This window comes from Streptomyces hirsutus (genome assembly GCF_001418415.1).
GTDB lineage: Bacteria > Actinomycetota > Actinomycetes > Streptomycetales > Streptomycetaceae > Streptomyces > Streptomyces hirsutus.
This window is the reverse complement of sequence record NZ_LIQT01000125.1, coordinates 1-19,386: the sequence shown is the minus strand read 5'-3', so window position 1 is coordinate 19,386 and position 19,386 is coordinate 1. Positions and strand designations below refer to the sequence as shown.

15 protein-coding genes and 1 pseudogene are annotated in these 19,386 nt (G+C 71.9%); 9 read left to right on the top strand and 7 right to left on the bottom strand.

Translation table 11 applies throughout. From position 1 onward, the window contains the following. From AOK11_RS10100 to AOK11_RS10080, 5 genes and pseudogenes are all read right to left on the bottom strand, one after another. The coding region (locus AOK11_RS10100; RefSeq protein ID WP_055593321.1) for a type III PLP-dependent enzyme at positions 1-1,178 on the bottom strand (1,178 nt) is incomplete at its 3' end. Further along, positions 1,175-2,551, bottom strand: a complete 1,377-nt coding sequence (locus AOK11_RS10095) for a DUF6271 family protein (protein ID WP_055593320.1) — start codon at positions 2,549-2,551, stop codon at positions 1,175-1,177. The genes AOK11_RS10095 and AOK11_RS10100, both read right to left, overlap by 4 nt. Further along, entirely contained in the window at positions 2,548-3,606 is a 1,059-nt protein-coding gene (locus tag AOK11_RS10090) for a phytanoyl-CoA dioxygenase family protein (RefSeq protein ID WP_055593319.1), read from the bottom strand. The genes AOK11_RS10095 and AOK11_RS10090 overlap by 4 nt, the downstream gene beginning before the upstream one ends. Positions 3,607-3,841: 235 nt before the next feature. After that, positions 3,842-4,936, bottom strand: a pseudogene (locus AOK11_RS10085) (glycoside hydrolase family 3 protein); the annotation flags it as partial. A 227-nt stretch (positions 4,937-5,163) separates the two neighbouring features. Beyond that, the gene (locus AOK11_RS10080; protein ID WP_055593317.1) at positions 5,164-5,928 is read right to left on the bottom strand and encodes a GntR family transcriptional regulator; all 765 of its coding nucleotides are present in this window, start codon (positions 5,926-5,928) and stop codon (positions 5,164-5,166) included. A 371-nt stretch (positions 5,929-6,299) separates the two neighbouring features. Here AOK11_RS10080 and AOK11_RS10075 point away from each other — a divergent pair, with 371 nt between their 5' ends. The 4 genes from AOK11_RS10075 to AOK11_RS10060 all read left to right on the top strand — a co-directional run bounded on the left by AOK11_RS10075 (position 6,300) and on the right by AOK11_RS10060 (position 10,979). Next, positions 6,300-7,574: an extracellular solute-binding protein gene (locus AOK11_RS10075; protein ID WP_055593316.1), complete on the top strand. Its 1,275-nt coding sequence runs from the start codon at positions 6,300-6,302 to the stop codon at positions 7,572-7,574. An 88-nt stretch (positions 7,575-7,662) separates the two neighbouring features. Continuing rightward, complete coding sequence (locus tag AOK11_RS10070) at positions 7,663-8,649, top strand: carbohydrate ABC transporter permease (RefSeq protein WP_055593315.1); 987 nt, start codon at positions 7,663-7,665, stop codon at positions 8,647-8,649. After that, positions 8,646-9,479, top strand: coding sequence for a carbohydrate ABC transporter permease (locus tag AOK11_RS10065; protein WP_055593314.1), 834 nt, complete (start codon positions 8,646-8,648; stop codon positions 9,477-9,479). The genes AOK11_RS10070 and AOK11_RS10065 overlap by 4 nt, the downstream gene beginning before the upstream one ends. 9 nt (positions 9,480-9,488) lie before the next feature. Then, positions 9,489-10,979, top strand: a complete 1,491-nt coding sequence (locus AOK11_RS10060) for a glycoside hydrolase family 3 protein (RefSeq protein ID WP_055593313.1) — start codon at positions 9,489-9,491, stop codon at positions 10,977-10,979. Between the two features lie 84 nt (positions 10,980-11,063). Here the strand turns inward: AOK11_RS10060 and AOK11_RS10055 are convergent, their stop codons facing one another. Continuing rightward, positions 11,064-12,695 (bottom strand): MFS transporter, encoded by a 1,632-nt coding sequence (locus AOK11_RS10055; protein ID WP_055593312.1) that lies wholly within the window; start codon positions 12,693-12,695, stop codon positions 11,064-11,066. Between the two features lie 746 nt (positions 12,696-13,441). Here AOK11_RS10055 and AOK11_RS10050 point away from each other — a divergent pair. Beyond that, entirely contained in the window at positions 13,442-14,137 is a 696-nt protein-coding gene (locus AOK11_RS10050) for a TetR/AcrR family transcriptional regulator (RefSeq protein WP_063793449.1), read from the top strand. Between the two features lie 51 nt (positions 14,138-14,188). Here the strand turns inward: AOK11_RS10050 and AOK11_RS10045 are convergent, their stop codons facing one another. Further along, entirely contained in the window at positions 14,189-14,965 is a 777-nt protein-coding gene (locus tag AOK11_RS10045) for an IclR family transcriptional regulator (protein ID WP_055593311.1), read from the bottom strand. A 78-nt stretch (positions 14,966-15,043) separates the two neighbouring features. Between AOK11_RS10045 and AOK11_RS10040 the strand changes: the two genes are divergently transcribed. The 4 genes from AOK11_RS10040 to AOK11_RS10025 are packed head-to-tail and all read left to right on the top strand — an operon-like array spanning position 15,044 to position 19,137. Then, a complete protein-coding gene (locus AOK11_RS10040) occupies positions 15,044-16,213 on the top strand; it encodes a cupin domain-containing protein (RefSeq protein WP_240497281.1) in 1,170 nt (389 codons plus the stop codon). Then, entirely contained in the window at positions 16,210-17,058 is an 849-nt protein-coding gene (locus tag AOK11_RS10035; protein WP_055593309.1) for a fumarylacetoacetate hydrolase family protein, read from the top strand. Before AOK11_RS10040 ends, AOK11_RS10035 begins: the two co-directional genes overlap by 4 nt. After that, positions 17,058-17,768, top strand: coding sequence for a maleylpyruvate isomerase family mycothiol-dependent enzyme (locus tag AOK11_RS10030; protein WP_055593308.1), 711 nt, complete (start codon positions 17,058-17,060; stop codon positions 17,766-17,768). The genes AOK11_RS10035 and AOK11_RS10030 overlap by 1 nt, the downstream gene beginning before the upstream one ends. Positions 17,769-17,811: 43 nt before the next feature. Next, on the top strand, positions 17,812-19,137 hold the full coding sequence (locus AOK11_RS10025) for an FAD-dependent oxidoreductase (RefSeq protein WP_206188811.1): 1,326 nt from the start codon (positions 17,812-17,814) through the stop codon (positions 19,135-19,137). The last annotated feature ends 249 nt before the right edge of the window (positions 19,138-19,386 follow it).

The window sequence follows — 19,386 nt, the reverse complement described above, 5'->3', positions numbered from 1 at the left end:
CCGCCACCGCCACCGCCACTGCCCACGCAACTGTGGGGGAGCGGGGCGAAGCCGTTGAAGCCGCGGGTCATGTAGCTGGTGGCGTAGGCGCCGCTGGACAGCACCCAGACCGGGTCGCCCGAAGCGAGTGCCTTCGGCACGAGGACGCGGCGGTGCTCGGGTGCGTAGGAGTCGTCGCCGTCGCAGGTGGGGCCCGCGACGACGGCGGGGACCAGGTCGGCGTCGGCCGGGTGGGTCGGGAAGACGAGCGGATACTGCAACTCGTCCATCTCGTAGAGGCCGTTGAACTTCCCGCAGCTCAGGTAGAGCCAGTACGCGCGTTCCCCGTCCGGCTGCCGGCGCGAGGTGAGCCGGGAGACGTGCGCCCTGACGGCACCGTGGTCGGCGACCAGATGGCGTCCCGGCTCGACCAGGAAGTCCAGCGGGCCCGGGGCGAGTTCGCGGAGGCGTTCCATGCCCTCGCGCAGCACGGCGAAGATCTTGTCCAGCGGGGGTTCCAGCCGGTCTCCCCGCCGGTCCGTGTATCCGAGCGCGGGCAGGCCGCCGCCGAGGTTGACGTGATCGGGCGCGATCCCGCGCGCGTGCAGTGCCGTCAGGACCTCGCCCAGTGTCGCGAACGCCTGCTGCCAGGCCTCGGTGGTCATTTGCTGCGACCCGACGTGCACCGACAGCCCGGCGGGCACCAGACCCGCATCCCGCGCCGACTCCAGTACGCGTACGGCGTCGTCCGCCGAGCAGCCGAACTTCCGGCTCAGCCCCCACAACGCCCCCTGGCCCGTGGTCGCCAGTCGGCAGAACACCCGGGAGCCGGGGGCGTGTACGGCCAGCGCCGCCACGTCCTCCGGGCTGTCGGTGGCGAAGTCCCGTACGCCGAGCCGGTGGGCCTGGGCGATGTGCTCGTCGGACTTGACGGTGTTGCCGTAGTGGATCCGGTCCACGGGCGCGCCCGTGGTGAGGGCTTGGACGATCTCCCGGGGGCTCGCCGCGTCGAACCCGGCACCCCGGCCGGCCAGGCACGCCAGCACTTCGTCCACGGGACACGCCTTCATGGCGAACCGGACGCCGACGCCGGGCAACTCCCCGGTCAGCGCGTCGAACCGGGCGGCGATGCCGTCCAGGTCATGGAAGATCCGGTCGTCCGGGGCAGCCGCGAGCGCGGCACGCAGCGCCGGATTCACCGGACCGCGCTCCGGGACCGGGCGGTGCCGCCGGGGCGGGCCGGGCTCCGGACGTCCGTCGCCCGGCTCGCGTCCACCAGCGCGGCCCAGCCGTCGATCAGCAGGACGAAGTCCTCGATGTCCCGCCCCGCCTCCGCCAGCAGCCGTTCCCGGTCCGCGGCCACCCGTTCGGAGAACTCGGCGTATCTTCCGCCCAGTTGCCGGTAGGTCCGCTGGACGACGTCCAGCCGGCGCTCGTTCTCGGCGCGGCCCTGCCGCAGGCTCTGCGTCAGCAGGGCGCGGACCGGAGCCGCATCGAGCCGCTGCCCGTCGTCGAGGAGCGCGGGGCCGACCTCTCTCATGCCGGCGTAGACGAAGTGGAAGTGGAGCATCGACAGCAGGAACTTCACGAACCGCCGCTGGTACGCCATGAATCCGGCATGCGTACGGCGCTCCCCGGTGTAGAAGTTCTCGATGTCCCGGTTGTGCAGGACACCGGGCAGGGTGGCGTCGTGCACGGCGTGGATGAGGAAGTAGTCGCTGCCGATGGTGTCGGTCGCGGGCGGCAGCGGCAGCCGCTCGTACACGTCCCGGTGGAAGGCGATGTTGCACATGTCCACCCGCATGGGGTCGACCAGGGTCAGCGTCGCGTGGTCGCCCCGGAAGGGAAGCAGCCCGGCGCCCTTGAAGGACTCCTCGGCCAGGCCCGCCCGCTCCTCCTCGGACCACTCGGCCGGGGCCCACAGGCCCACGACCGTGTCGTACGCGTCCTTGTCGAGTTCCCGGATGCCGCCGAGGTCGACGGAGAGTTCCCCGATGAAGGACGCGCCCACCATCGCCACCGGCCGATGGGCGAGCGACGGGTCGAGGTTCACCTCCGACACTCCGGCGGACGCGTCGGCGGCCCGCCTGCCGAGGGACGCCAGCTCGTGATGGATCGGGAAGACGGGCTCGCCCTCCCACACCTGGTAGCGGCTGTCGGAGTCCCGGCGGTGCACCGAACGGCACCCCAGAGCGGCCGCGACGAGGAACGCCCGGTCGGTGCAGGCGCCGTACGAGACGCCGTCCGGGAGCAGGAGGCCGAGCAGGCGGTCCGGCTCCGGCAGCGCGGTGCGCTCGATCACGGCCCGCAGGAAGGCCCGTTGGGCCTGCTCGTCGAGGTGGTGCACCACGACACCCGGTACCACGGGCAGTCCGGCGACGGTGCGGGCGTGCGCCGACACGGTCGGAGCGTCGGAGGAGTCGAGGATCAGCAGGTGCACCTCGACCCCGAACCCCCGTGCGCCGTAAGCCGCTTCGGCGGCGACGGCGGAGATGGTCGCCGAACACGCCCGGTCCGTCGGGAGCGTCAGGCCGACCCTGTGCCGGCGGGGCACGTCGGACAGCCCGGTCATCGCGTCCGCCCGGGACGGTCACCGTGCTCGTGCCAGGAGTCCAGGCCCAGCAGTCTCCGCCCCAGGCCGTCGAGTTCAGCGGTGCCGTACCGCTCGGACTCGTGCCGGGTCGCGTCGCCGAGCAGGGTCGCGTTCCAGTCCGGCGTGCCGAGCGTGCGCCAGGACTCGATCCGGGACCGGCGCAGCTCCTCGTGCTCCTCCAGAGCCGGCATCATCGACAGGTACTGCACCGCCCGCACCCCGTCGGCGGACGTGTTGGGCGCCACGCCGTGCGCCAGCATGCCGTTGAAGATCAGCAGGTCACCGGCGTCGAGCTGAGGCCGGATCACCGGGAACTCGGCCCGGTCGACACCGGGCCGGATCGGGTCGCGGTCGGCGGGCCGGCCCACCTTCCACTCCTCGAAACGGTGGAAGAGCTCGGGCGAGCACTGGAAACCGCCCTGGTCCGGCTCCGTGTCCGTGAGCGCGACGATGCCCTGCACCCGCTGCGGCGGCACACTGGCCGTGGTGTCGACGTCCCAGTGCAGCTCGATGTCGAAGCCCTCGTCCGTCGGCTCGATGAACGACCGGGAACGGTTCCTCACGTTGGGCGGGTTGAGATTGAGGCGGTCCAGGGTGACCCAGAGCTCCTCGCAGTCCCACACGTCGGCGAAGGCGTCGTAGACGCGCCGAGACTGCCTGCTGTCCCAGAGCAGTTGGTGGTGGTAGGCCTCGACGAAGCCGTAGACGTACAGGTCCCGGTCGAGGTCCGAGCGGAAGGTGCGCTCCTCGTACCAGGTCTCGGGGCGCTGCGGGTCGAGGCCCTGGAAGTCCCAGGCGAACTCCAGTAGCAGCTTGGCCGCGTCCGGGGATATCGCCTCCCGGACCACCACGTAGCCGTACGTCTGCCAGGAGGCGAACTCCTCCTCGGAGAGCACTCGCAAGGGTCGGGACTTGGTGAGGTGCCGCAGCTGGGTCCCGGCGAGGTAGGTCTCGCCGTCGGCACTGAAGTACGGGCGCTGGGAGGCGGCGCGGTGTAAGAAGCGGTGGTGCGTCGGGCTGTGGTGCGTCGTCATGCGGTCACTCCGGAGATCCTGGGTCGGCGGTGCGGCGGTGCGGCGGTGCGGCGGTGCGGCGGTGCGGCGGTGCGGCGGTGCGGGATCGGGCAGAGGTGCGGGAGCGGGCGGTCAGGCGCATTCGGGCAGGAGGACAGGACCCGGCCGCGTCGGCGTCTGCGCGCGCGACCGGGGCATGGAGGAGGAGAAGGGCGGAGGTCGGGGTGAGGTGAACCGGTCAGGTGTCGCGGACCGCGGCGCGCCGGACCGCCGCCGGGTCGCTGTCGGCCCCGGCCCTGTTGTCGGAGTGGGCCGCGTCCCGCCGCAGTCCGCCCGACCAGCGGGCGAACTCCTGTACGCGGGAAGCGGCTTCGGTGAGCCGTTCCTCCGGCAGGCGCCCGTCCCGTACGGCGCGGACCAGGGCGTCGGCGAGCCGGGCCGCGGTCCGTTCGTCCGCGTGCGCGTGCCCGCCGCCGACGCAGACCGCGTCGGCCCCCGCGGCGACGGCCCGGACGGTGGCGCCGGCCACGCCGTAGCGGTCGGCCACGGCGCCCATCTCGACGGCGTCGGTCACGACCAGACCGGTGAAGCCGAGTTCGCCGCGCAGCAGGTCCTGGGTGACGGCGCGGCTCAGGGTCGCCGGCCGGCGGTCGTCGTAGGCAGGGACCAGCAGGTGGCCGGTCATGACGGCCCGCACGCCCGCGTCCATCGCGGCGATGAACGGCGGCAGCGCGGTCAGGGCCACGGTCCCGGCCCGCGCCGGCACCTGCGGCAGCCCGAGACGGCGGCTGACAACGGTGTCGCCGTGGCCCGGGAAGTGCTTGGCGCAGGCGGCGACCCCCGCCGACTGCAGGCCCCGTACCCACGCGGCGGCGTGCCGGGAGACCACGTCGGTGCGTGCGCCGAAGGAGTGGACCCCGATCACCGGGTGGTGCGGATCGGGGTCGACGTCGGCGCTCGGCGTGTAGCTCAGGGTGATGCCGAGCGCGTGCAGGTCCCGCCCGACGCCGTGGGCGACCCGCTCGGTGACATCGATGTCGTCGAGGGTGCCCAGCGCGCGGTTTCCCGGCCGGAACGCCTCGGTGCGGGCGCCGGGGCGGGTGGCGTCGCCCGCCTCCTCGTCGAGGGCGATGACGAGGTCGGGATTCTCGGCGTGCAGCGCGGAGGTGAGCGCTGCCACCTGCTCGGGGCCGTGGATGTTGCGGCCGAACAGGACGACGGAGGCGAGCCCTTCGGAGATCCGGCGGCGCACCCAGTCCGGCACGGCGGAGCCGGTGAAGCCCGGTTGGAGCACGGAGTGCGCCAGCCGCAGCAGGCGTGGGTGACCGCTGATGCGACCGTGGTCGGCCATGCGGAACCTCCGGGCGGAGTGGTGCGCGTGACGGAAAGGGAAGGGGGAGGAGGGTCGCGGCGCGGGATGGCGCCCGATGCGACGGGTTCAGGCTCGATGGCCCGGACTGATCGGTGCGTTGGATATTGGCCTGGACCAATGAGGCGTGTCAAGAGCACTTGAACGCGGGCATGTCAAGAGGGTCCCGTCGACGTAGAGGTGCGGACGGTGTCGAGGTGTGGACGGCGTCAAGGTGCGGGCGGCTTCAGGGTCGCGGTGAACCGGTACCGCGAGCCGCGGTACACCGCGCGGACCCACTCGACCGGCGTCCCCGTCTCGTCCCGCGAGTGGCGGGACAGCAGCAGCATCGGCAGGCCCACGTCCGTGTGCAGCAGTCCGGCCTCCCGCGGTGTGGCGGGCGAGGTCTCGATGGTCTCGTCGGCCTCCGCCAGACGTACGCCGTACACCTCGGTGAGTGTCGTGTAGAGCGAGGTGCGGCGGGCCAGGTTCCGGCGCAGGCCGGGGAAGCGGCGGGTGGACAGATGGGTCGCCTCGATCGCCATGGGCTCGCCCCCGGCCAGTCGCAGCCGCTCGACGCGCAGCACCCTCTCGCCCCGCTCCACCTCGAGCAGGGCCGCCAGTTCCTCGCCGGCCGCCATGTAGTCGATGTTCAGGACCTGGGAGGCGGGGGTGAGGCCCTGGTTGCGCATGTCCTCGGTGTACGAGGTCAGTTGGAGGGTCCGGTAGATCTTCGGGCGGGCGACGAAGGTGCCCTTGCCCTGGATGCGGACCAGCCGGCCCTCGCTCACCAGCTCCTGGAGGGCCTTGCGGACGGTGGTGCGCGAGGTGCGGAACTCGAGGGCGAGGAAGCGCTCGGCCGGCATCGCCGAGCCCGGCGGGCGCGCTTCGGTCATGCCCAGTAAGCGCTGTTTGATGCGGTAGTACTTCGGGACGCGGCCGGTGGGGTCCGGTGCCCCCGTGTCGGCCCGGGCGCTGCTGAGGTCCGTGCTCATGACCTGCCTTCCGGCTGCGGGGTCCGGCGGTGCGGACGGCAGGCGCCGGCCGCGGTGCACGTCGGCGGGCGGCCGGGTTCGGCGCCGCACGCTCGGCGGTCCCGTTATAACCGCACACCCTCTTTTGGTCTAGTCCAACCCTCGACACGTCCCTGTTTGGGGGGAGTTGCAGGCCCCGGAGGGGGCGCTGGAAACGGCCCGGGCGATTGGCTGCGCGACCCTTGACAGGGCTATAGGTCTAGGCCAAGCTCCCCCTTGCTGGTCTAAACCATTTAGAGGAAGCCGGGTCCCAGCACGCCGCGTGCCGCGCCATTGCGAGGGTCACCGCCGAGGGCGTGGGTGTGGAAGGCATTCCTGAGGAGGGGTGGCGCGTGAAGCGCAAGCTGATAGCCGCGATCGGGGTCGCGGGCATGTTGTTCTCCGTCGCCGCGTGCGGGGGAGACGACGGAGACGGCAAGAGCACCGGGGCGGACGGCTACGAGGGCCAGACGCTCACCGTATGGGTGATGGACGGCTCCTCGCCCGACGAGTGGCAGAAGGACCTCGCCGCGGAGTTCGAGACCAAGACCAAGGCGAAGGTCAAGTTCGAGGTCCAGCAGTGGAACGGCATCCAGCAGAAGCTGACCACCTCCCTGTCCGAGGAGAACCCGCCCGACGTCTTCGAGGTCGGCAACACGCAGACCCCGGCCTACGCCAAGACCGGCGGCCTCGCCGACCTCACCGAGCTGAAGTCGTCCATCGGCGCGGACTGGACCGAGTCCCTCAACGAGTCGTCCGTCTTCGAGGGCAAGCAGTACGCGGCGCCGTGGTACTTCGCCAACCGCGTGGTCCTCTACAACAAGAAGGTCTGGGCCGACGCGGGCCTCAAGGACACGCCCAAGACCCGTGACGAGTTCCACGACGCGCTCAAGACGATCGGTGACAAGACCGACGCGGAGCCGATCTACCTGCCCGGCCAGAACTGGTACCACTTCGTCGGACTCGTCATCGGCGAGGGCGGCGAACTGGTCAAGAAGGACGGAGACAAGCACGTCTCCAACCTCGACGACCCGAAGGTCGCCGCCGCCATGGAGACGTACAAGAAGTTCCAGGCGCTGTCCAAGGCGCCCAAGGACAAGGACGAGGCCACCCCGCAGCAGGGCGAGGTCTTCGCCAAGGGCAACGTCGGTGCCTTCATCGGCATGGGCTGGGAAGCCGGCATCGCCATCGAGGCCAACCCGAAGATCGAAAAGGACATCGGCTACTTCACGATCCCGGGCGACACGGCCGGGCAGCCCGAGGGCGTCTTCCTCGGCGGCTCCAACCTCGCCGTCGCCGCGGGCAGCAAGAAGCAGGACCTCGCCCAGGAGTTCCTGAAGCTCGCCCTGTCCGACAAGTTCGAGGGCGGGCTGGCCAAGGCCAACGGCGTCATCCCCAACAAGGAGTCGCTGCAGAGCAACCTGAAGGGCAACGCCCCCGCCGAGGCCGCCGCACCGGCCGCCGCCGTCGGTGGCACCACCCCGCTGATCCCGGAGTGGGCCGCGGTCGAGAACGCGCCCAACCCGATCAAGACGTACATGACGGCCGTGCTCAACGGCAAGTCCCCGGCCGAGGCCGCCGCGCAGGTCGAGGGCGAGTTCAACAAGCGCCTGGCGCAGGAGCAGTAGGCGCGCGAGCGCACGGACCGGAGCGCGGGGCCGGCCACACGGCGGCCCCGCCCCGGCGTTGAGTACGTCGAGAAGAGAGAGCGCGAGCATGACCGTGCAGACCGAACGGCCGCCCTCCGGGCCGGCGGGCGTCCGCAAGACGGGCGACGGGGGACCCGGCAGGCCGAAACCCCGAGCCGCGTCGCGTGCCGGCGCGCTCGCCCCGTACCTGTTGCTGCTGCCCGCCTGCGTGGTCACCGTGCTGCTGCTCGGCTGGCCGCTGCTGAAGGACGTACTGCTGTCGTTCCAGAACCTCAACATGGCGCAGCTGATCCAGCACGTCACCGAGTGGAACGGCATCGACAACTACAAGGAGGTCCTCACCGGCGAGGACTTCTGGCGGGTCACCCTCCGCTCCATCCTGTTCACGGCGGTCAACGTCGTCCTGACCATGGTCCTGGGCGCGCTGACCGGTCTCCTGCTCGCCCGCCTCGGCAAGCGGATGCGGTTCACCCTGATGATCGGCCTGGTGCTGGCCTGGGCCATGCCCGTGGTGGCCGCCACCACCGTCTACCAGTGGCTGTTCGCCCAGCGCTTCGGCGTCGTCAACTGGGTCCTGGACAGGCTCGGCTGGCACTCCATGGCGGACTACAGCTGGACCAGCAGCCAGATGTCGACGTTCTTCGTCGTCACCCTGCTGATCGTCTGGATGTCCGTCCCGTTCGTCGCGATCAACCTCTACGCGGCGACCACCATCATTCCCGGCGAACTGTACGAGGCCGCCTCCCTCGACGGCGCCGGGGGCTGGCGCAGCTTCACCGCGGTCACGCTGCCGTTCCTGCGGCCGTTCCTCTACGCCACGACGTTCCTGGAGATCATCTGGATCTTCAAGGCGTTCGTCCAGGTCTTCACCTTCAACGGCGGCGGCCCCGACCGGCTCACCGAGATCCTGCCCGTCTACGCCTACGTCGAGGGTGTCGGAAACCAGCACTACGGCATGGGCGCGGCGATCGCCGTCCTGACCATCCTGATCATGCTCGGCCTGACCGCCTACTACCTCAGGATCGTGCTCAAGCAAGAGGAGGACGAGCTGTGAAGCGCTCGCTCTTCGGCCGCCTGTGGCCCAACGTCACGGCCGTCGTCCTGTTCATCGTCTGCGTCTTCCCCGTGTACTGGATGTTCTCCACGGCGTTCAAACCGACCGGCGACATCATCTCGGAGACCCCCGTCTGGTTCCCGACCGACGTCACGTTCGAGCACTTCAGGACCGCGACCGACGCCGACCACTTCTGGACGTACGTCCGCAACTCGCTGACCGTCACCTGCCTGGCCGTTCTCTTCTCGCTGATCATCGCGCTGGCCGGCTCCTTCGCCCTGGCGCGCATGCGGTTCAAGGGGCGGCGCGGCTTCGTCATCGGCTTCATGCTGGCCCAGATGGCGCCCTGGGAGGTCATGGTCATCGCGATCTACATGATCGTGCGGGACGGTTCGATGCTGAACAGCCTGGTGCCGCTCACGGCCTTCTACATGATGATGATCCTCCCTTTCACCATCCTGACGCTGCGGGGCTTCGTCGCCGCCGTGCCGAAGGAGCTGGAGGAGTCGGCGATGGTCGACGGCTGCACCCGCGCCCAGGCGTTCCGCCGGGTCATCCTGCCGCTGCTCGCGCCGGGTCTGATGTCCACCTCCATGTTCGGCTTCATCACCGCGTGGAACGAGTTCCCCCTCGTCCTGGTGCTCAGCAAGGAAGCCGGGGGTGCACAGACCCTGCCGCTGTGGCTGTCCAGCTTCCAGACCCAGTTCGGCAACGACTGGGGCGCGACCATGGCCGCCTCGTCGCTCTTCGCCGTCCCCATCCTGATCCTCTTCGTCTTCCTGCAGCGCAAGGCCGTCAGCGGCCTGACCGCGGGCGCAGTGAAGGGATAACGCCACCCGATGACGACATCCACCACCGGCACCGACACCCTCACCCGCGACGCCCTGGCCGTGCTCCAGCCGGGATTCGCCGGCACCACCGCGCCCGACTGGGTGCGCCGCCGGCTCTCCGAGGGACTCGCCTCCGTCGCCCTCTTCGGACGCAACGTCGCCACCGCCGAACAGGTCACCGCCCTCACCGCGCAACTGCGCGCCGAGCGGGACGACCTGCTCGTGGCCATCGACGAGGAGAGCGGCGACGTCACCCGGCTGGAGGTCCGCACCGGCTCCTCCTTCCCCGGCAACCACGCCCTCGGCGCCGTCGACGACACCGCCCTCACCCGCGGCGTCGCCCGCGAACTGGGCCGCCGGCTCGCCGAGTGCGGCGTCAACTTCAACTGGGCGCCCTCCGCCGACGTCAACGCCAACCCGGACAACCCGGTCATCGGCGTCCGCTCCTTCGGCCGCGACACCGGCCTGGTCGCCCGGCACACCGCCGCCTACGTGGAGGGCCTGCAGTCCACCGGCGTCGCCGCCTGCACCAAGCACTTCCCCGGCCACGGCGACACCAGCGTCGACTCCCACCACGCCGTCCCGCACATCGACCTCGACGCCACCACCCTGAACGAACGCGAACTCCAGCCGTTCCGGGCGGCGATCGCGGCCGGCACCCGCGCCGTCATGAGCGCCCACATCAGGGTCCCGGTCCTCGACCCGGACCGCCCCGCCACCCTCTCCCGCCGCATCCTCACCGGTCTGCTGCGCGGCGAACTCGGCTACCAGGGGCTGATCGTCACCGACGGCATGGAGATGCGTGCCATCTCCGGCACCTACGGCCTCGAACACGGAGTCGTCCTGGCCATCGCGGCCGGCGCCGACGCGATCTGCGTGGGCGGCGGGCTGTGCGACGAGGACACCGTGCAGGGTCTGACGGACGCGCTCGTCGCCGCCGTCCGCTCGGGCGAACTCCCCGAGGAACGGCTCGCCGACGCCGCCGCCCGGGTCCGCGCCCTGGCCGACTGGACCGCCGGGATGCGGCGCTCCCCGGCCCTCGAGGGCGACCGCGAGCCGGAGATCGGCCTCACGGCGGCCCGCCGCGCGGTGACCGTGACCCGCACCGGGCCCGCCGCACCGGTCACCGGGCCGGTGTACGTGGCCACCTTCCACCCCGCCGCCAACATCGCCGTCGGCGACGAGACCCCCTGGGGCGTCGGCGCGGAACTGGAGCGGCTGCTGCCGGGCACCACCACCGGCTCCTTCACCGGCCCCGACGCCGGTGCGCGGGCACTCGAGGCCGCGGCCGGCCGGCGCGTGGTCGCCGTGGTCCGCGACGAGCACCGGCACCCGTGGATGCGTACGGCCCTGGACACCCTGCTCGCGGCCGGGCCGGACACCGTGGTCGTGGAGATGGGCGTACCGCAGTCCGCGCCGCGCGGCGCGCTGCACGTCGCCACGCACGGCGCGGCGCGCGTGTGCGGGACCGCGGCGGCGGAGGCGGTCGTCGCGGGCTGACACGCCGGAAGGCCCCGGCCCTCGGCGATGGTGCGCCGAGGGCCGGGGCCTTCGTGGTGGGGACGGGGCGTGCGGACGGCCGGGTCAGACCGCGGTCGGGGCCTGGGGCTGCCCGGCCGGGGTCTTCCCGGCGGTGTTTTCCGTGTCCAGGGCCTGGGGAGCGCGGACGCCGGCCATGCCCACCACGGTCACGATCGCGGCCACGAGAGCGGCGACGGCGCACACCATGTAGGCGAGGCTGTAGCCGCTGCCCAGGGCGTCGAGGGCGATGCTCCGCGCGGCCGCGCCGGGGGCGTCCGGCGGCAGGCTGTTGATGGCGATCGGACCGGCCGCCTGGCCGATCTCGGTGGCGGCGCCCAGCTGGTCGGGCGGCAGGTCCGCGCCGGCCAGGTTCGAGGAGAAGGTGTCACCCGCACGGCTGAGGGCGACCGCGCCGACGACCACCGGGCCCAGGGCGAAGCCGAGGTCGCGCAGCATGTTGGTGGTGGCGCTGGCCATGCCGGCCAGCCGGCCCGGCACGCTGTTCAGCGCGACGGCCGTGATCGAGCTGACGCCCAGGGCGAAGCCGATACCGATGAGCAGGGTCGGCAGGATGAAGGGGGTCAGGCTCGTGTCGGTGACGTCCAGCCGGGTGCACAGGAACGAACCGACGGCCATCAGGAGGAATCCCGTGGTCAGCAGCCAGTTCGGGGCGACCTTGTGGAGCAACCGGGAGACGACCGGGATCAGGACGAACGCCGGTCCCTGCAGCAGCAGGAACGGAACGGCGACGCGCAGCGGGTCCTGGTGCTGGACGGGGCCGAGCCACATGCTCGTCGCGAAGCAGGCGCCGAGGAAGGCGATCATGCCGATGACGGCGACGATCGATCCCACCGTGAAGGCGCGGTCCTTGAACAGGGTCAGGTTGAGGATCGGGGAGTCCGCCCGGCGCTCGATCAGGACGAAGGCGACCAGGAAGCACGCGCCGACGGCGAACGCACCGATGATGTCCGGCTCGCCCCAGCCCTTCTCGGGTCCCTCCACGGCCGCGTACAGCACCAGGATGAGACCGAGCGCGAAGGTGATCTGGCCGGGGACGTCGAGGCGGCGCCCCTCGGCGGCCTTCGACTCCTTGGCCATGGTCAGGCTGAGCAGCACGCTCGCGAGGGCCAGCGCGACGAGGACCAGGTAGGAGCCCCGCCACGACCCGATCTTGGCGAAGACGCCGCCGATCAGCGGGGAGACCGCCGCGCCGGCGGACAGGAAGCCGCTCCACAGCGCGATGGCGCGGGCCCGTTCCCGGGCGCTGCGGGCCACGTCCGCGATCATGGTGAGCGATCCGGGGAACATGGCACCGGCGCCGAGACCGTTCAGCGCGGCACCGACCCACAGCGTCTGCACGTTGGGCGCGAGGGAGGAGACGATGCTGCCGACGACGACCATCGCCGCACCCGCGGCGATGAGCCGGCGGCGGCCGAACAGGTCGCCGAGGACACCGAAGGTGAACTCGAAGACGACCACGGCGATCATGAAGGCCGCGGTGATCCAGGTCAGCTGGGACCCGTGGGTGCCCAGGTCCTGCTGGAAGAGGCCGTTGAGAGAGGCCGGCAGGGCGTTGGCCAGCTGGGCCACGAACACCGCGCAGCTCGCGGCTGCAAGCGTGCCCGCGTAGCCCGGTCTCCGGGCAGCCCCCGCGGAAGGGCCGGAGGACGTCGTTGTCCCGTTGTTGAGCGTCACTGCGTTCTCCCTGACTGGGATGGTGAGACGGTTCGGCCCCTTGTGGCCGATACCGGTTTGGTGGTGAGCCGCCGTTCAGGGCGTGGGGGAACCGGGTCGGACGGCCCGGACGGGCTTCCGGGGCGCAGTACGTGCGCCGGGAGCCGAACGGGTGGGTGGGTTCGTTCGGCTCCCCTGGGGGCGGGGAACGCCGGGAACCGGTCGGTGGTGCCGTCGAGCACGGCACGCTGCTCGACGCCCGTGAGGCGGGGCGTCGCTGAGGCGGGAGCACGCGGTCGCCGGGTGGCCGGCCCGGTGGCGTCGCGGCCACGGCCCGGGACGGCCGGCGACGTTCAGCCGGCGGGCGGCCGCTCCGGCCGCACTAACGGCCTCCGGCGCGCAACGAAGTACCTCACTCGGGGAGTTCCTCTCTGAACCATGGGCCGAAAAGTGCTGCGGCCTCACATCCGCGACGGGGGAGCTGGAGCGGTGGATACGCCCGTCCGGCCACGGGTGAACGTGGCCCGAAGTGGGGGGAGGAGCGCCGGGTCGGGCTGTAGGAGTGGCGCGGATCAAGCGCGGTGACGGCGAGAATGGCACTTGGCTTTACGTTGCGTCAAGGAAATGTTCGCTATGTATTGGAAATAATCCTGGAGTGAGGACTCCGAGGTCGGGCGCGGTGCCCGGCGCTACGATGAGCGCCATGACCGCCCCCACCGCCGACCCGCTGCCCCTCCCGTCCGACACCCGGGGACGGGGGCACTGACATGGCCGGCCTCCGCGAGGCGCAGAAGCGGATGACCCGCCAGCTTCTGCTGGACTCGGCGCTCGGCCTGTTCCGCGCCAAGGGCTACGCCGCGACGACCGTGGACGACATCGCGGCCGCGGCGGGCACCACACGGGTGACCTTCTACGCGTACTTTCCGTCCCGCAGCGACCTGATGCGGGCGCTCATCGGCGAGTTGAACGAGAAGCTCGAGCGCGTCGACTCGCCCGCCCGCCGCTCCACCGCCCGGCGGCTCGTCGAGGTCGTCCAGGACGGCAGCCGCGAGGCGATCACCGAGTGGCTGTACGACATCTCCGGCCGCTGGGACTCCGTACGGCCCCATCTGGTGGCCGCGTTCGAGGCGGCGGCGGTCGACCCGGATCTGCGCGGACTGGTGAACGCCTGGCTGGACGAGGCCGTCAGCGACGTCGAGGAGGGCCTCCACCGGGCCGGCCGCTTCGCACCGGACAGCCGCCACCTGCGCGGCGTCCTCGTCATCGCCCAGCTCGACCACGTCGCCCGCAACTGGACCCCCGGCCGCTGGAAGGCCGACCGCGAAGCCATGATCGACATCCTCGCGGAGAGCTGGACGGGCCTCCTGAGCGACGGCACCGCACAGTCACCGACACAGACGCAGACGCAGACGCAGTCACCGACGCAGGCGCAGGCGCAGGCACCGGCACCGGACCAGCCCTGACCGTTCGCCCCCGCACGCCACGGACGGACCGGCCGCGGGGCCGCGGGCCGCTCAGGTCATCGTCGCCAGGTCCGTGCCCAGGGCTCGGGCCGCCGCTTGCAGGGTGGCGACCAGGGACTGGAGCTCGTGCGGGTCGTAGCGGATGCCGGGCATGGAGATCGACAGGCCCGCCAGGGTCCTGCCCTCGCGGTCGCGGACCGGGACGCCGACGGCCACCAGGCCGCGCTCGGAGCGGTTCCGGTTCACGGCGAAGCCGCCCTTGAGGACACCCTTCAGCTCCTTGGCCAGCCGGTCGAGATCCGGGCGGTCCTGCGGCCGGTCACGGTAGCGCTCGGGCGCGTACACCTCCGCCAGTTCCTTCTCGCTCAGCTCGGCGAGCAGCAGCAGACCCCCCGTCGTGCGGTGGGCCGGGAAGACCATCCCCTCGCGGGAACCGACCCGCAGCGCCTGGTGGCACTCCACGCTCGCGATGAACCTGGCCGTGTCCCCGGTGCGGATGGTGAGGTTCGTGGTTTCGTTCAGCAGGTCCACCACCCGGTGCAGATGGGGGAGGGCCGCCGTCCGCAACCGTGACACCAGGGAGCGCGAGTGCGTCGCCAGCTCCAGCACAGGACCCGCGTGGTACACGCGCTGCTCGTCGCGTACCGCGAAGTCCCGGTAGACCAGCATGGCCAGCAGCCGGTGCGCGGTCGACCGGGCGACCCCGAGCCGCTCGGCGACCTCGGTGACGGTCAGCGCGCCCTCGAGCTGGAGCATCGTCGCGGCCCGCAGCGCGTGGTCGACGCTCGTGATCGCATACGGCGGCGGCGTCTTGAGGGGCTTGTCCACGGCGAGCCTCCCGGCGTCAACGGTTCTGCTCTCCAGAATTTACATGTTCGTTCTATGGGACAGGGGGATGCTGCTCGCGTGACTACCTCATTCAGCACACCCTCTGCCACGGGCTCCCCCGTCCGCCTGAGTGCCGTCAGCGCCGCGGACCAGCCCGACGTCACCCCGGCGCTCGAGGAGCTGTACCGGGGCTTCGAGAGCGAGCTGCTCGTCCCGCTGTGGACCGAGATCGGCGACCTCATGCCGGCTCACCCGCGCTCCCGTGCCGTCCCGCACCTGTGGCGCTGGGAGAAGCTGCGGGAACTGGCCGCGCAGGCCGGCGAGATCGTCCCGGTCGGCCGGGGCGGCGAGCGGCGCGCCATCGCACTGGCCAACCCCGCCCTCGGCGGACGGCCCTTCGCCACGCCCACCCTGTGGGCGGCCATCCAGTACCTGATGCCCGGCGAGGACGCCCCCGAGCACCGTCACACCCAGCACGCCTTCCGCTTCGTCGTCGAGGGCGAGGGCGTCTGGACGGTCGTCGGCCGCGACCCGGTGGCCATGCGCCGCGGTGACTTCCTCCCGCAGGCCGGCTGGAACATGCACGCCCACCACAACGCCACCTCCCAGCCGATGGCCTGGATCGACGGCCTGGACATCCCGTTCCAGTACACCAGCGAGTCCCAGTTCTTCGAGTTCGGCCGCGACGAGATCAGCGACGCCGAGCGGATCACCCCCGACCGGTCCCGCTCCGAGCGCCTCTGGGGACACCCGGGGCTGCGCCCCGTCGCCGCCACCGCGGACGCCCCCGGCACGCCCCTCCTCGCGTACCGCTGGGAGCACACCGACCGCGCGCTCACCGACCAGCTCGCGCTGGAGAAGGAGGGCTTCGGCGGCACCGTCGAGCCCGGCCACGCCGCCGTCCGGTTCACCGACCCGTCCAACGGCACCGACGTGCTGCCCACCATCCGCGCCGAGGTGCACCGCGTGGTGCGCGGCGCCGAGACCGCCCCGGTGCGCGAGACCGGCTCGTCCGTCTACCAGGTCTTCGACGGCTCCGGCACCGTCACCGTCGGCGACACCTCCTGGTCCGTGACCCGCGGCGACCTGTTCGTCGTCCCGTCCTGGCAGCCGCTCTCCGTGCGCTCCGAGGCCGGCTCCACCGACTCCGACTCGGGCGCCCTGGACCTCTTCCGGTTCAGCGACTCCCCGATCTTCGAAGCCCTCCGGCTCGACCGTACCCACGTGGAAGGAACCACCCGCTCATGAAGCTCGCCACCCTCCGTACCGACGGCACCACGAAGGCCGTCCGGCTCGACGGTGACGTCCTGGTCGACCTCGGGTTCCCCGACGTGGGCACCCTCCTCGCGCAGGACGACTGGGCGGAGCTCGCCGCCGCCCCCGCCGCCGCTGACGCCACGACGTACCCCGCCGAGGGCGCCGACCTCGCCCCCGTGGTCCCGCAGCCGTCCAAGGTCGTCTGCGTCGGCCTGAACTACCGCAACCACATCCAGGAGATGGGCCGGGACCTGCCCGAACACCCCACCCTGTTCGCGAAGTTCGCCGACTCCCTGATCGGCGCGACGGACGACATCGTCCGCCCCGAGGAGACCGAGCAGTTCGACTGGGAGGTCGAACTCGCCGTCGTCGTCGGCAAGCAGGTCCGCCGGGCCAAGGGCGAGCAGGCCGAGCAGGCCATCGCCGGCTTCACCGTGCTGAACGACATCACCACGCGCGACTGGCAGTTCCGCACCCGCGAGTGGCTCCAGGGCAAGACCTGGGACTCCACCACCCCCGTCGGCCCGTACCTGGTGACCCCCGACGAGCTGCCCGGCGGCGTCCGCCCCGCGCTCGACGTCAAGCTCACCGTGGACGGCGAGGTCATGCAGTCCGACAACACCGGTGACCTGCTCTTCGACCCGGTCGCCCTGGTCGAGTACGTCTCCACGATCATCCGCCTCAACCCCGGCGACATCATCGCCACCGGCACCCCCGGCGGCGTCGGTCACGCCCGCAAGCCCGGCCGCTACCTGCTCGGCGGCGAGACCGTGGTCACCGAGATCCAGGGCATCGGGCGCCTGGAGAACAAGGTCGTCGAGGAGAAGCAGGCCTGATGTCCCGCTCGTTCGACGACGCCCGCCGCTGGGCGGAGCTCGGCACGAACCTGGTGATCGAGGCCGCCGCCGACTTCGACGACCAGGCCTACGACGCGCCCAGCGCCCTGCCCGGCTGGCAGCGCCGTCAGCTCGTCGCCCACGTCGCCGCCAACGCGGACGCCCTCGGCAACCTCGTGCACTGGGCGGCGACCGGCGAAGAGACCCCGATGTACGCGTCCCCCGAGGAACGGGCCGCCGGCATCGAACGCGGCCTCGGCATGCCGGCCGCCGAACTGACCGGGTGGCTGCGCCGCTCCGCCGCCGAGCTGGCCGCTTCCACGGCCGGACTCGGCGACGGCCAGTGGCAGCACCCGGTCGTGACGGCACAGGGCCGCACGGTGCCCGCCACCGAGCTGCCCTGGATGCGCTCCCGCGAGGTGTGCGTCCACGCCGTCGACCTGGACGCCGGCATCACCTTCGCCGACCTGCCGGCCGATTTCCTCGGCGCCCTCTGCGACGACGTCATCGCCAAGCGCGCCAAGGCCCCCGGCCCGGCACTGCGCCTGACGGAGACCGACACCGGAGAGGTCCGGGAACTTCCCGGCGAAGGCGAGCCGACCGTGCTCACCGGCCCGCTCGCCGAGATCACGGCCTACCTCACCGGGCGTCGGCACGCCCTCACCGCCCCCGACGGCGCCCCGGCACCCACCCTGGGCCCCTGGCTCTGACCCACCGGGCCGGCCCCCCACCGGCTCAGACAGGAAGATCACGATGACCCCAGCGACCCCTCCCACCGAAGGCCGACCCGACATCATCATCGTCGGCGGTGGCATCGGTGGCCTCAGCACCGCCTTCGCCCTCGCCCGGGAGGGGCTGCGCATCCGCGTTCTCGAACGAGCCCCGGAGTTCGGAGAGGTCGGCGCCGGCCTCCAGATCGCGCCCAACTGCACCCGCATCCTCGACGAGTACGGCCTGCTCGACGAGGCCAAGGAACTCGGCGTGGTCCCCGAGAACATGGTCATGCGCGACGCGCTCGACTCCCGCGAGCTGGTCCGCCTCGACCTGGGCGACCTCGAGCGCCGCTACGGCTTCCCGTACATGGTCATCCACCGCAGCGACCTGCACGGCCTCTTCCTGAAGGCCTGCCGGGAGGCCGGCGTGGACCTGGTCACCGACCAGACGGTCGTCGACTACGAGAACACCGACGGTGGCGCCCGCATCACCCTGGCCGACGGCCACACCGAGGAGGCGCCGCTCGTCATCGCCGCCGACGGCCTGCGCTCCGTGGCCCGGCAGAAGCTGATCGGCGACGACGTGGTCAGCTCCGACTACGTGGCCTACCGGGCGGCCGTCCCGATCGAGCAGGTCCGGGACAACGGCATCGCCGAGAAGGACGTCACCGTCTACGTCGGACCCCGCTGCCACTTCGTCCAGTACGCGCTGCGCGGCGGCGACATGTTCAACCAGGTCGCCGTGTTCCAGTCGCCCAAGGCCCTCGCCGGGCAGGAGGACTGGGGCACCCCCGACGAACTCGACGCGGCCTTCGAGGGCGCCTGCGAGACCGTGGGCAAGGGCATCCCGTTGATGTGGCGGGACCGCTGGTGGCAGATGATGGACCGCGACCCGATCGACACCTGGGTGCACGGCCGCATCGTCCTCCTCGGCGACGCCGCCCACCCGCCGCTGCAGTACATGGCCCAGGGCGCGATCATGGCCATCGAGGACGGCTGGGTCCTGGCCCGGCACGTCTCCCGGCTGCGCGCCGAGGGCGCCGCCCCGTCGGCCGTCGACTGGGACGCCGCACTGGCCGCGTACGAGGCGGTCCGCGTCGAGCACTGCCGCCGGATCCTGACGACCGCCCGCGCCTGGGGCGAGCTGTGGCACCTCGACGGCACGGAGCGGCTGCAGCGCAACGCGATCATGCGGGGCGTCGACCCCGCCGAGTACGCCTTCACCGACTGGGTGTACGGGCCCACCGCGCTGTTCCCGGACGAGGAACCGCCCATGTTCCGGCCCATCCCGCTCGCCTCGGCCCGCATCGAGGAGAGCGAGGCGGCGGCCCCCGACGCCGCGCTCGCCGGCGGCACGGCCCGCTGACGACGGCCTTCGCCGCGACCGCCGGTGAGGCGGTCGCGCAGGCGGCCGGCGGATCAGGGCCGGTCCGGCGGGTCATGCCGGAGGCGCCGGGGTCGGCACGCCCTCCCCGAGCGGCTTCGAGCAGGGGTGCCCCCAGCGGCGTTGTCGTCGGTCACCGACTCCCCCGTTCGACTTCGTTCGAGCGGGGGATCCCCATGCGCGGGAGGGGCCCCCATGCGGGGGAGGGCCCCCTGGCGCTTATACACATCT